This window comes from Streptomyces sp. NPDC001020 (assembly GCF_053599115.1).
In genome coordinates this window covers 115761-129254 of sequence record NZ_JBSFLQ010000014.1, presented here as the reverse complement: position 1 = coordinate 129254, position 13494 = coordinate 115761, and the positions used below count along the sequence as shown (strand labels likewise).

Genomic DNA, 13494 nt, shown 5'->3' with positions numbered 1-13494 from the left:
GTGGAACAGAAGGTTCTGCTGTCACTGTCGGTCCGCGCCGAGGCCCGAGTTCCCTGGAGTATGCCACCGGCTGTCTTGAGGCGGCGGCACACTTGGCCGATCGCCGTCCCGGAAGGCGTCCGTCCGGTGCGGCATGATGGGGCGCATGACGACCGAGGGGGAGAACGTCCGTGTTCTGGCGGGGCGTTACCGTCTGGAGGAACGGATCGGCCGAGGCGGCATGGGTGTCGTCTGGCGGGCCGCCGACCAACTGCTCGGCCGGCAGGTGGCTGTCAAGGAACTCGTCCTCGACACCTCGCTCACCGACGAGGAGGCCCGGCTGCAGCGCGAGCGCACACTGCGCGAGGCGCGTGCGGTCGCGCAATTGCGGCACCCGCACATCATCGTCGTCCATGACGTCGTCGAGGACGACGAACGCCCCTACATCGTCATGGAGTTGATCGACGGCGGTTCGTTGGCCGAGCGGATCGCCACGCGTGGCCCCGTCGACGCCCGTGAGGCGGCCCGGATCGGCGTCGCCCTGCTGGGCGCGCTGCGCCGCGCACACGGCGCGGGCGTGCTGCACCGCGACCTCAAGCCCGCCAACGTCCTCATGGAAGCGGGCACCGACCGTGTCGTCCTCACCGACTTCGGCATCGCGCAGGTAGCGGGCGCCACGACGCTCACGGAGAGCGGCTCGTTCGTCGGTTCGCCGGAGTACACCGCCCCCGAGCGGATGTCCGGTGAGCGGACCGGCCCCGAGTCCGACCTGTGGTCGCTGGGTGCCCTGCTGTGCACCGCCCTGAGCGGCGCATCCCCTTTCCGTCGTGACTCGTTGGGCGGGATCCTGCACGCGGTGGTCGTCGACGAGATCCGACCGCCCGCGCAGGCGCAGCCGATCCTGCCCGTCGTACTGGGGCTGCTGGAGCGTGATCCGGGGCGGCGTCTGGACGCGGCTCAGGCGCAGCGGCTGCTGGAGGAGTTCCTGAAGACAGGACGTACGCCGCGGGCGGCCGGGGCGTACACAGCGACGCAACGGGACGTGCCTCGGCCAGCGGTGCCGTCTGCCCCGACGGGGGAGTCCGGGGCCGTGACGCCGCCGTCGGCCGCCGTGCCGACCGCGAAGCGCCCCGCGCGGGGCGGACTTGTCGCGGCGGCCCTCGTCGCGGCGGTGGTGGGCGCGGGTGTCTCGGCGGCGGTACTGCTGTTGCACGACGGCGGTAACGGCGCTGATCCCTCGACGAGTTCGACACCGCCGCGCTCGTCGGTGAGCGCGGGCACGTCTCGGCCGTCGGTCTCGGTGTCCCCGGCCGCTCCCGCTCCCGCGCCGACGGTGACAGCGACACGCCCGCCGTCGTCGCCCGCCGCCCACAAGGTTCCCTCGGGATACCAACTGTCGCAGGACACGGGCGGGTTCTCGCTCGCCGTGCCGAACGGCTTCACGCGCAGTCCGCAGGGCGAGCGGGTCTTCTACGTGTCGCCGGGACAGACCTTCCGCATCGGTATCAAGGTGACGGATCCCGAGCCGGGCGGCCCGATGGGGGTGATGCGGCGCGCCGACGCCCACGGGGAGTCCACGAACCCGGGGTACCGCGACGCCTGGGTCTCCACCGCATCGCACCGCGGAAACCCGGCAGCGCTCTGGGAGTTCACCTGGGAAGGGTTCACCGCGGCGGAGGGCCCCCGACACACCTACGACCTGTGCTGGGAGGAAGGCGGCCGGATGTACGACGTGTGGGTGTCGGCGCCGGTCGGGAAGGTGCGGGAGGCGAAGGAGTACTTCGACGTGGCAATTGACACGTTCGTACCGGAGTGAAGAGGAAATGGGCGGCATGGTGCGTCACGGCTCTGTGACCGCTGGGGAGCAGAGGTGGCTGAGGGAGCACGGAGTGCGATAAGCATGAACGTATGAGTCATCAGGGCGGATTCCCTCGCCAGTCCGACGAGCCGACCAGCTTCGGTCTGCAGCCGCCGCAGCCGAGCGTGCCGCTCCAGGGAAACCCGTACGCTCAGCCGCAGCCGGAGCAGACGGCTCCGCATCCTCATGCCGCCCCCACCCTCAGCGTGTCCGAGGCGCCGCAGGACCCGGGGGCCGGACGGCTCATCGCCGGGCGCTACCGCCTGCTCGCCAAGCTCGGCCACGGGGGCATGGGCACGGTGTGGCGGGCGAAGGACGAGACGGTGGACCGGGAGGTCGCCGTCAAGGAACCCCGGGTTCCCGACCACCTGCCCGAGCGTGAACAGGCCAACGCCTACGAGCGGATGCGCCGCGAGGCACGGGCCGCCGCCCGCCTCGACCACCCCGGGGTCGTGAACGTGCACGACGTGGCGGTCGTGGACGGTCGGCCGTGGATCGTGATGGAGCTGGTGCGGGGCCGGTCGCTGGGCGACGCGCTCCAGGAGGGAACTCTCGGGGTGCGGGAGGCCGCGAGGACGGGCCTGGAGGTGCTCGGCGCGCTGGAAGCAGCGCACGAGGCGGGCATCCTGCACCGGGACGTGAAACCCGACAACGTCCTGCTCGGCAACCATGGCCGCGTCGTCCTCACCGACTTCGGCATCGCGCAGATCGAGGGCGAGACGAGCCTGACGGACGTGGGCGGCTTCGTCGGCTCGCCCGAGTACATCGCGCCGGAACGGGTGTTGGGGCGACGCCCCGGCCCCGAGTCGGACCTGTGGTCGCTGGGCGTGGTGCTGTACACGGCGACGGAGGGCGTCTCGCCGTTCCGCCGGACCAACACGCCCGCCACGCTCCAGTCGGTCCTCCACGCCACCCCCGCGCCCCCGGCCTCCGCCCGAGGCCCGCTCGCCGACGTCATCAACGGGCTGCTGGACAAGGACCCGGCGCGCCGCCCGAAGGCGGCCGAGGTCCGCCGCCTGCTGGAGGAAGCCGCCAGACCGCCGCAGCCGGCCCTGCCGACGCAGCCCGCGCGGCTCGCCGTCCCCGGCGCGGCCGATGGCAGCGGCATCCGGTTGGGCCGACGGGCGCTGCTCGGGATCGGCGCCGGGGTCGTCGCGGCTGCGGTGGCGGCGTACCTGGTCATCGCGGACCCGTTCGCGGGCCCGCTGCCCGACGGCTGGAAGAAGCGCCCGGAGAACGCGCTGGGCGCCACCCTTGCGGTGCCCGAGAAGTACCAGGAGAGCAGGCCCAAGGAGACCGACAGCGACAAGAACTGGGTGACGTACAGCGACTGGAGCGGCAGCATCTGGATCGGCCTGCACCTGGCGAAGAAGGCCGAGGACTCCTCGAACAAGATCAAGGACTCGTCGGCGGCCGAGATGTACGCCGACAACGGCGATTTCAAGGACAACGGGGCCTACGCGCTCGACATGCCCAAGGGTCCGAGAACAGCCCCGAAGTTGAGCACGTACCACGGCAAGCAGTCCGCCGAGAACACGGTCAGATACACGACCGATGACAGCCAGAACCCACGCCCCCGCGAGCTGAAGATCTTCTACTACAAGAACTCCAAGGGCGACATGTACAAGCTCACGATCAGCTACCCGGGCGACGGCGACTTCACGGACCGCGGGCGCGAGGTGGCGAAGGCGGCGATCGCGAACCTGGACATCGACCGCCTCTGAGGTTGCCGGGCGCCGGACCCCGGCAGATCACCGTCGATCAATGCCCTGATCAGGGTATTTGTTGCCAGTGATCACTGGCGTCGTGTGAGCGCCCGGTGAATCCTCGTTACCCACGGGTACCCAAAGCCTCCCGTCCGGCATACCCTGCGGCTCATGACGGACTCGCATGCCCCGGAGAAGGCCACAGACAGGACCGGTACGGGTACGGCCGGCACCAACCCCCTCGCACCCGCTCCCGCCGGCGCCCGCACCGCCGTCGACGTGGTCACGCCGGAACTGGTCGCCCAGCTCACCAAGGGCGTGGTCGGCTCCGGCCGTACCGCCAACCACACGCCGTTCACCGGCGAGAAGCTGGCCGACCTGCCCGAGTCCACCCCCGAGGACGTGGCGGAGGCCTTCGAGCGGGCCCGCGCCGCGCAGCGCGCCTGGGAGGCGACGCCCGTACGGCAGCGCGCCGCCGTCCTGCTCCGCTTCCACGACCTGGTGCTCGCCCGCCAGGCGGAGGTGCTCGACCTCATCCAGTTGGAGACCGGCAAGGCCCGCCTGCACGCCCACGAGGAGGTGCTGGCCGTCGCCATCGCGGCCCGGCACTACGGCCGCAAGGCGCCCTCGTATCTGAGGCCGAAGCGGCACACGGGCGCCGTACCGACGCTCACGCGCGTCACCGAACTGCGGCATCCGCGCGGTGTCGTCGGCCAGATCGCCCCCTGGAACTACCCCCTGGAGCTTTCGGTCGGCGACGCGCTCCCCGCGTTCGTCGCGGGCAACGCCGTGGTGATGAAGCCCGACACGGAGACCTGTCTGACCGCGCTGTGGGCGCGCGACCTGCTGATCGAGGCCGGACTGCCCGCGGGTGTCTTCCAGGTCGTCATCGGTGACGGGCCGGTCGTCGGCCCGGAGGTCGTCCGGCACGCCGACTACGTCTCCTTCACCGGCTCCACCCGTACCGGCCGCGAGGTCGCCCAGGGCGCCGCCGCCCGCCTCGTCGGTGTCTCGCTGGAACTCGGCGGCAAGAACGCCATGTTGGTCCTCCAGGACGCCGACGTCGAGAAGGCGGCCGCCGGCGCCGTGCGCGCCTGCTTCTCCTCGGCGGGACAACTCTGCATCTCCGTCGAGCGGTTGTACGTCCATGAGTCGATCGCGGACGCCTTCGTGGAACGGTTCGTCGCCCGCACCAGGGCGATGCGGCTCGGTACGTCCCTGGCGTACGGCGCCGACATGGGGTCCCTGGTCGGCGAGCGCCAGCTCGAGACCGTGACGCGGCATGTCGAGGAGGCCGTCGCCAAGGGCGCGAAGGTACTGGCCGGCGGGGTCGCCCGTCCGGACGTCGGCCCGTACTTCTTCGAGCCCACCGTCCTCGACGGTGTCGAGGCACCGATGGCGGTGTGTGCGGAGGAGACCTTCGGCCCGGTCGTGTCGATCTACCGTTTCAGGACCGAGGAGGAGGCGATCGAGCGCGCCAACTCCACCCCGTACGGCCTGAACTCCTCTGTCTGGACGAAGGACGGCCGGCGGGGCAGGGCGGTCGCGGCCCGGCTGCGTACCGGCACGGTCAACGTCAACGAGGGCTACGCGCCCGCGTACGGCAGCGCCCAGTCGCCGATGGGCGGCATGAAGGACTCCGGCCTCGGCCGCCGCCACGGCTCCGAGGGCATCCTCAAGTACACCGAGGCCCAGACCGTCGCCCACCAGCGACTGCTCCCGATGGCGCCGTCACTCGGCATGGACGACGAGCAGTACGCGACGTTCATGAGCCGCAGCCTGAGGGTGATGAAGGCGCTCAGGCTCCGCTAGGGCCAGGCCCGACGGCGAGCAACCACCAAGAACCCGCAGTGCACACTCGACGAGGAGAGCACGTGCCACAGGAGACCGCCGCCCAGTCGCAGGCAGACACTTCGTACGACTACGACGTCATCGTCGTCGGCTCCGGCTTCGGTGGGTCGGCCACCGCCCTGCGCCTGACGGAGAAGGGCTACCGCGTCGGAGTGCTGGAAGCCGGCCGCCGCTTCACCCGCGACAGTCTGCCCAAGAACTCCTGGGACCTGAAGAACTACCTGTGGGCGCCCGCCCTCGGCATGTACGGCATCCAGCGCATCCATCTGCTGGGCAACGTGATGGTGCTGGCGGGCGCCGGGGTCGGCGGCGGCTCCCTCAACTACGCCAACACCCTCTATGTACCGCCGAAGGCCTTCTTCGACGACCCGCAGTGGAAGGACATCACCGACTGGCAGGAGGAGTTGAAGCCGTACTACGACCAGGCGCGGCGCATGCTGGGCGTACGGATCAACCCGACCATGACGCCCTCGGACGTCCACCTCAAGGCGGCCGCACAGCGGATGGGCGTGGGTGACACCTTCCACCTGGCACCGGTCGGTGTCTTCTTCGGCGACGGCGACGACGCCGACGGAAAGACCAGGGCCAGGCCCGGCGAAGAGGTCGCGGACCCGTACTTCGGCGGCGCCGGGCCGACCCGCCGGGCGTGCACGGAGTGCGGCGAGTGCATGACGGGCTGCCGCCACGGCGCGAAGAACACGCTCAACGAGAACTACCTCCACCTCGCCGAGAAGGCGGGTGCGGTGGTGCACCCCATGACGACGGTGGTGTCGGTCACCGACGACTCGCAGGGCGGGTACGCCGTCGCGACCCTGCCGACGGACCGCAAGCGCAAGGGGCAGGGGCGAATCCTCACCGCGCGAAGAGTCGTCCTCGCGGCGGGCACGTACGGTACGCAGACGCTACTGCACCGTATGAAGGCCAACGGGCAACTGCCGTACGTCTCCGACAGGCTGGGGGACCTGACCCGGACCAACTCCGAGGCGCTGGTGGGCGCTCAGACGGACGACCGCCGCTACCGCAGGGCGCACGGATCGGCGAAGGCCGACTTCACACAGGGCGTGGCGATCACGTCCTCGGTGCACCCGGACGAGAACACACACATCGAGCCGGTCCGCTACGGCAAGGGCTCTAACGCGATGGGCAGCCTTTCGATCCTTCAGGTGCCCTACGCGGAGGGCACCTCGCGCGCCCTGGGCTGGCTCGCGAACGCGGCGCGGCACCCGTTGCTGGTGATGCGCTCACTGTCCAACCGCCGGTGGTCGGAACGGACCATCATCGGCCTGGTGATGCAGTCGCTGGACAACTCGCTGACGACGTACCTGAAGACGAAGGGTGTGGGTAAGGGACTGTTGACGGCCCGCCAGGGGCATGGCGCGCCCAATCCGAAGCAGATCAGGGCGGCTTCCGAGGCGGCGACCGCGATCGCGGAAGAGATCAACGGCTTCGCGGGCAGCAACGTCGGAGAGCTGATGGGTACACCGCTGACCGCGCACTTCCTCGGTGGCTGCCCGATCGGCGCCTCGCGCGAGACGGGCGTGATCGACCCGTACCACCGGCTGTACGGCCACCCCGGCATCTCCGTGGTCGACGGGGCGGCCGTGTCGGCGAACCTGGGCGTCAACCCCTCCCTGACGATCACGGCACAGGCCGAGCGCGCGATGTCGTACTGGCCGAACAAGGGGGAGGCGGACCCGCGCCCGGCGCAGGGGGCGGCGTACGCACGTGTCGAGCCGGTGCAGCCGCGGCACCCGGCGGTGCCGAAGGAGGCGTTCGGGGCGCTGCGGCTACCGCTCCTGGGGATACCGGCGGTGCCGCCGAAGAAGTAGCGCCCGACAGGCGCCGCCGCACACAGAAGAAGGACCTGTGCCCCCCTCCGAGCCCAGGTCCTTCTCCTTGTTGCGCGGCGCGCGGGGCACGCCTGACGCAGTCCCTCTACGGGTCAGGCGATCTGGCCACCCGTCTTGCGGCGACGGACGGCGAACACGACACCGCCACCGGCGACGACCGCGACACCGCCGACGAGGCCGATGGTCGGCAGCATCGACGAGGAACCGGTCTCGGCCAGGTTGCCGGCGACCCGCTTGGCGGCCCCGCCCTGCGGCTTCACGTCCTCCTTGACGCCCGAGGGCTTCTTTCCGTTCGGCTTGGAGTCGCCGACGCCGCCCGGCAGCTTGCTGCCGGCCGCGAGAACCTCGAAGTCGTAGAAGTCACCGTTGCCGTAGCACGCGCCGCCCTTGCCTGCGTACACGGCCTGGCTCATCGAGAACGAGGAGCCCGCCGGGGCCGACGCCTTGATGCTCACCCGGAGGTCGAGCGTGGCCGTGGTGTGCGCCTCGAGGTTGCCGAAGACCGCCGCGAAGGTGCCGGTGAGGGTCGTGTTACCGAAGGACTCGTGGTACGTGCTGTCCCACTTGCCGTTCTGCTTCACCTGGATGTTGGCCAGGTCCAGCGCCAGCGAGTCGTCGGTGTTGGTGTCGTCGTTGTACTCCGTGAACGCGTTGACCCACACGTTCTTGAGGTCCTTGTCGGAGTTGTTCGTGACGACGAACTTGAAGTTGTGCCATCCCGAACCAGCGACGATCTTGCTCGGCAGCCCGGAGATCGAGGCCGTGAGGTTGTCGTCCAGTTCCAGCGACTTGCAGTCGTTGTACGGGTCGAAATCGTCGCCGTTGCCGACGGTCGGGCTCGGGGAGGGCGTCGTGGAAGCGCTCGGCGAGTCGGAGGGGCTCGGGGTTTCCTCGCCACCGGCCGGCGGGGTGGTGTCCTCAGCCGGCGGGGTGGTGTCTTCGGCCGGCGGGGTGGTGTCTTCGGCGGGCGGGGTGGTGTCCTCAGCCGGCGGGGTGGTGTCTTCGGCGGGCGGGGTGGTGTCTTCGGCCGGCGGGGTGGTGTCTTCGGCGGGGGGAGTGGTGTCCTCGGCCGCCGGGCTGCTGGACGACGTGCCCGGCTCGTCGTCCGTCGCGAACGCGGCCGGAGCCGAGAGCATGGCGAGCGGGGCTATGACTGCCGTCGCGGCCGCGGTGACCATGGCGCGGCGAAGCTTCATGAAGACCTCGAAACGTTCGGTGCGCAGCACAACCCGCGCATCTAGGGGGGAGGCCTCCGCGTGTGGGGCGCGGGGGTGGCCCATGATTCACACAATGCGACCTGTGAAGCACGGGAAAGGTTGCGCGCGCCTTGACGTGAATTTTATGTGACCTGGATCACGGGCCTGCGGTGGCGCTTCGAGCGTCCGCCCCCCGGACAGACCCGCGGCCGGCCCCGGGCGTCCCCGGGACCGGCCGTTTTACTGGTGACCGGGCTGCTGTCCCCTGCCGTCCGGTCACAACCCTGGAGCGAGGTCCCACGACGCACAGCATGATCCGTACGTCTCATCGCTCCAGCGGAGCCACGCGTGGTTCTCTCGGGCCCGCCCCTGGCTGGCACGGACATCGGGACCAACGAACCCCTCGCGGCCCCGGTCACGCGCCGTACGGGTGAGAGGGCATACGAACGTGGGTGCGCCGGGCGCACGTGGTACGCGGGTCCGCGCCGGTCCTCAGACCCGGCCCCGGGACAGTTCGAGCAGGGTCATCGCGAGAGCCGTGCCGGGCTTGCCGAGGGCCTCCCGGTAGCGGCCGAGGATCTCCATCTCGCGGGAGAGGTTCACCCGGCGGCCGCCGGAGGTGATGCGTGCCTCCTGGATGACGGCGGAGACCGCCATGCGCTCCTGCACAAGGCCGATGATGCGGTCGTCGAGCGTGTCGATGCGCTCGCGTGCGTTGGAGATCACACCGGCGGCCTCGGGGGTACGGGCGCCGGTCTGTTCGGTGGTCGCGGTCATGCGGGGCTCCTCGGGGGTGGGGTGAGGCGGCCCCGGACCGGCACGGTCCGCACAACGCAAGGCGCCCCGGACCATGTCGGCCCGGGGCGCCTGGGAAGTCGCTTGGCAGTGGCTCAAGCAGCACGACCATGGCAGCCGGCGGGCCGGTTGCCATAGGTAAAGAGGAAGGTCGAGTGCGTGAGCATGAGGTCCAGTATGCCCTCGTCGCCGACGGTGTCCAACCAGGTTCGGATGGTGAGACGTGGTGCGGCCCGTACGGTGCGGCGGAGGCCGGAACCGCCTGCCGGGCGTGGGTCCCCGCTCAGCGCGGAAAGGATCTCGTGGGCACCCCGTTAGACTTGACATCTGAAGACCCGCCCAACCGCCGGAAGGCACCCCGTGTCAACAGCGACTCCCGCTGCCGCCGCCGCCCCCGACACCGTCCTGGTCGTCGACTTCGGCGCGCAGTACGCCCAGCTCATCGCCCGTCGCGTCCGTGAGGCCCGGGTCTACAGCGAGATCGTGCCGAGCAGCATGCCGGTCCAGGAAATGCTCGCCAAGAACCCGGCGGCGATCATCCTCTCGGGTGGTCCCTCGTCGGTCTACGAGGAGGGCGCCCCGACCGTCGACCGCTCCCTCTTCGAAGCCGGCGTCCCCGTCTTCGGCATGTGCTACGGCTTCCAGCTGATGGCCCAGGCCCTCAACGGCACCGTGGACAACAGTGGCGCGCGCGAGTACGGCCGCACGGAGCTGTCCGTCTCCAAGCCGTCCTCCACCCTCTTCGAGGGCACCCCCGCCGAGCAGTCCGTCTGGATGTCTCACGGTGACGCCTGCTCCGCCGCCCCCGAGGGCTTCACCGTCACGGCGTCCACCGACGTCGTCCCGGTCGCCGCCTTCGAGAACGACGAGAAGCAGCTCTACGGCGTCCAGTACCACCCCGAGGTCATGCACTCCACGCACGGCCAGCAGGTGCTGGAGCACTTCCTGTACCGCGGCGCGGGCCTGACTCCGAGCTGGACCACGGGCAACGTGATCGAGGAGCAGGTCGAGGAGATCCGCAAGCAGGTCGGCACCAAGCGTGCCATCTGCGGCCTGTCCGGTGGCGTGGACTCCGCCGTCGCCGCCGCCCTCGTCCAGAAGGCCATCGGCTCCCAGCTGACCTGCGTCTACGTCGACCACGGTCTGATGCGCAAGGGCGAGACCGAGCAGGTCGAGAAGGACTTCGTCGCGGCCACCGGCGTCCAGCTGAAGGTGGTCGACGCGGAGGAGCGGTTCCTCACCGCGCTCCAGGGCGTCTCCGACCCCGAGGAGAAGCGGAAGATCATCGGTCGCGAGTTCATCCGCGTCTTCGAGCAGGCCCAGGCGGAGATCATCGCCGAGGCCGGGGAGAGCGGCGAGCCCGTCGAGTTCCTCGTCCAGGGCACGCTCTACCCGGACGTCGTCGAGTCCGGCGGTGGCACCGGCACGGCCAACATCAAGTCCCACCACAACGTGGGCGGCCTCCCCGAGGACCTGGAGTTCCAGCTCATCGAGCCGCTCCGCAAGCTCTTCAAGGACGAGGTCCGCATGGTCGGCCAGGAGCTGGGCCTGCCGGAGGAGATCGTCCAGCGCCAGCCCTTCCCGGGCCCCGGTCTCGGTATCCGTATCGTCGGCGAGGTCACCAAGGAGCGGCTCGACCTGCTGCGCGAGGCCGACGCCATCGCCCGCGAGGAGCTGACCGCGGCCGGCCTCGACCGCGAGATCTGGCAGTGCCCGGTGGTGCTGCTCGCCGACGTCCGCAGCGTCGGTGTCCAGGGTGACGGCCGGACCTACGGCCACCCGATCGTGCTGCGCCCGGTCTCGTCCGAGGACGCCATGACCGCCGACTGGTCCCGGCTGCCGTACGACGTGCTCGCGAAGATCTCGACCCGGATCACCAACGAGGTCCGCGACGTCAACCGCGTCGTCGTCGACGTGACCTCGAAGCCGCCGGGCACGATCGAGTGGGAGTGAGCCTCGGGTCCTGAGGCTCAGCTCCGCCTGAGAGTGCGCACCGGCTCTCCGGGCTTCCAGATCTCGACGACCAGATACGTGTCGTCCTCGACGTAGGTCCGTACGACCTCCGTCAGTTCGGTGCCGAAGAGGTGGAACGGCCGCGGCGGTTCCACCTCTTTCACATACGCGTCCTTGGTCCGCGGATCGTCGACCCCGACCGCCCGCCCGCCGATCCGGACGTCCCCGCCGCTCATCCCGGTGCCCGACCCCGGGTTCGCCTGGAGTGCGAAGCGTGGGTCGCGGCGCAGGTCCAGTGCCTTGAGCGAGTTCGGCATCATGCCGAGCCACAACTCGCCGTGCAGGAAGCGGACCTCGAGGCCGGTGGTGCGCGGCGAGCCGTCCCTGCGGACGGTCGCGAGCACGTGGTGGGTGAACGCGCCGAACCGTTGCTCGACGATCTTCGCCAGGTCGGGTTCCGCGGTAGTGAAAGCTGCCCAGTTCGATGCCATACGGCGAGCCTGGCGACGGTATCCGACACCTTCTGTCGGATATCGGTTGCTCAACTGCCGGACGTCGCGGGGGCTCCAGCCGCGGCGAGCGGATCCGCGCTGAGCTGACCGGGCTTTTTCGACGACGGTCAATCAGGGGTTCGCTCTTTCACCCGTCCAGACCGGACCTGGCGAACGCGCGGCGTGTCCCGTACGGCACAATTCGCTGTCATCGCAGGGTAGTTGCGACGTGGCTTGGTGAACTGGCGCGGGGAAGGCGGCAGCGGGCGTGGCAGTGCAGGAGGCGAGGCAGGGTGCGGGGCACGGAGGCGGTCCGGACGCGCACGAGGGCGGCTGTACCTGCGGGGACTGCCCGCACGGTGCGCGCGAGGGGCACCGACGTGCCGTCGCCGAATTCCTTGCGAAACGGGAGGAGTTCGCCTCCGGGCGAGGGCTGCCCGCCGCGGTCGCGTACTCCGCATCCGCGTCCCGGCAGTGGGTGTCGGACGAGCTGACCCAGTCCGCTGACCTCGTCGCCGAGCGGAGCCGGGCCGACGGCGAGGCCTGGCTGGGCCGGCTGTGGCGGCGTACGGCGATTGCGGTGTGGTCCGTGGCGAGCGTACTGCTGCTGGCGCAGGCACTGACGGCGATCGGCGCGGGGTGGACCGTGGCGCGGACGGCCGGGCTGGTCGCGGCGGTGCTGGTGGGCGCCGCGCTGACCACCGCGGGGTATCTGCACCGGTCGCGCGGCGGTGTGCTCGCACCCGTCATCGGGGAGGACAACCGGCTCTCGACCTCCCGAGCGGTGGCCGCCGGCTGGGTGCTGTTCGTGGTGTACGCGGTGGCGGTGCTGGTCGGTGAGCTGGCCGCGGCCTCCGCGCACGGGCGGCGTGACGAACTGATCGCCGGGCTCGACCTCGCCCGTGCGGTGGGCGTTGTAACCGTGGTCGCGATGGTGTGTGCCGTCGCGGTGCTGGTGCGGCGCGTGGTCGGACTGCGCGTCCTTGGCCAGCGTCTGCAGAAGGTGCGCGCCGACCGGCCGCGCGCGGCGGACCTGCTGACGGACGACTCCGGGCGGGGCAGCTTCGCGGACACGCAGTACGTGGTGATCAGCGCCGCGGCCCTGGTCTTCGCCGTGGTACGGCTGGCCCGCCGCCCCGACCAGTTGCCTGATCTGCCCTGGGGGCTGGCGCTGCTGGTGCTGGTATCGGCGGCCACCTACCTTGCCGGGAAGTACGCCGAGGGCGGCCGCCCGGTGGTTCTCTCGGTGGTTCGGGCACGGGAGGCGGGTGATCTGGACGCGCCGATCCGCACGGGCGACGACATCGAGATCCGCGGTGCCGGATTCGTGCCCCCGGGCGCGCAGACGGCGGACCGCCTGTCCCGGATGGTGGTCCGCATCGGCGCCGTTCATGTCCATGTCCCCCTGGTCCCGGTACCCGGCGGCTTCAGCAACCCCACGGACACACTGCTGACGGTCCCGGTGCCGGTGGACGTGGAGCCCGGACGGGTGGAGGTCCAGGTGGTGACCGCGGCAGGGGTGGAGACGAACCGGGTGGCGATCGACGTGACCGACTGAGCTCGGTGCTCCGCGTGGGAGCGGCCTCGCCCTCGGACGGGTGAGCCGGGTTCGTGCCGGTCCGCCCGACCGCAGCGGGTGAACGCCGGCCCGTCGGCCGGAGCGTGATGGGCCAAGGGGAGCCGCGGCCGCTGATGTACCCGTACGGCCCCTTCGGTCGTCGCGCCGTTGGGGCGCGTGCGGGCCGGGCCCATGCGAGTCCACGGGGGCCGAAGGTGCCTGCTCCGCCGGGTCGATCGAGGACCGGACCGCCGGAG

General features: G+C 70.7%; 9 protein-coding genes. 6 read left to right on the top strand and 3 right to left on the bottom strand.

All coding sequences use genetic code 11. The features are described from left to right. Positions 1-145: 145 nt before the first annotated feature. The 4 genes from ACWDEX_RS16120 (at position 146) to ACWDEX_RS16105 (ending at position 7223) form a co-directional block, all read left to right on the top strand. Positions 146-1795, top strand: a complete 1650-nt coding sequence (locus ACWDEX_RS16120) for a serine/threonine-protein kinase (RefSeq protein ID WP_450464011.1) — start codon at positions 146-148, stop codon at positions 1793-1795. A gap of 92 nt (positions 1796-1887) precedes the next feature. Beyond that, positions 1888-3561, top strand: a complete 1674-nt coding sequence (locus tag ACWDEX_RS16115) for a serine/threonine-protein kinase (RefSeq protein WP_450464009.1) — start codon at positions 1888-1890, stop codon at positions 3559-3561. Between the two features lie 153 nt (positions 3562-3714). Then, positions 3715-5355 carry a succinic semialdehyde dehydrogenase gene (locus tag ACWDEX_RS16110; protein WP_450464008.1) on the top strand — a complete coding sequence of 547 codons (1641 nt, stop codon included), beginning with the start codon at positions 3715-3717 and terminating at the stop codon, positions 5353-5355. A 62-nt stretch (positions 5356-5417) separates the two neighbouring features. Beyond that, a complete protein-coding gene (locus tag ACWDEX_RS16105; RefSeq protein ID WP_450464006.1) occupies positions 5418-7223 on the top strand; it encodes a GMC family oxidoreductase N-terminal domain-containing protein in 1806 nt (601 codons plus the stop codon). 113 nt (positions 7224-7336) lie between these two features. Here ACWDEX_RS16105 and ACWDEX_RS16100 read toward each other — a convergent pair whose 3' ends face one another. After that, positions 7337-8470: an LAETG motif-containing sortase-dependent surface protein gene (locus tag ACWDEX_RS16100; RefSeq protein WP_450464004.1), complete on the bottom strand. Its 1134-nt coding sequence runs from the start codon at positions 8468-8470 to the stop codon at positions 7337-7339. 462 nt (positions 8471-8932) lie between these two features. Further along, entirely contained in the window at positions 8933-9292 is a 360-nt protein-coding gene (locus tag ACWDEX_RS16095; protein ID WP_450464061.1) for a chorismate mutase, read from the bottom strand. Positions 9293-9595: 303 nt separating this feature from the next. Here ACWDEX_RS16095 and guaA point away from each other — a divergent pair, with 303 nt between their 5' ends. Beyond that, positions 9596-11188, top strand: a complete 1593-nt coding sequence (gene guaA / locus ACWDEX_RS16090; protein WP_450464003.1) for a glutamine-hydrolyzing GMP synthase — start codon at positions 9596-9598, stop codon at positions 11186-11188. Between the two features lie 17 nt (positions 11189-11205). On the opposite strand, the gene ACWDEX_RS16085 is transcribed toward guaA, so the two are convergent. Further along, on the bottom strand, positions 11206-11679 hold the full coding sequence (locus ACWDEX_RS16085; protein ID WP_450464002.1) for a pyridoxamine 5'-phosphate oxidase family protein: 474 nt from the start codon (positions 11677-11679) through the stop codon (positions 11206-11208). A gap of 268 nt (positions 11680-11947) precedes the next feature. Between ACWDEX_RS16085 and ACWDEX_RS16080 the strand changes: the two genes are divergently transcribed. Further along, the gene (locus ACWDEX_RS16080; RefSeq protein ID WP_450464001.1) at positions 11948-13237 is read left to right on the top strand and encodes a hypothetical protein; all 1290 of its coding nucleotides are present in this window, start codon (positions 11948-11950) and stop codon (positions 13235-13237) included. Positions 13238-13494 lie beyond the last annotated feature (257 nt).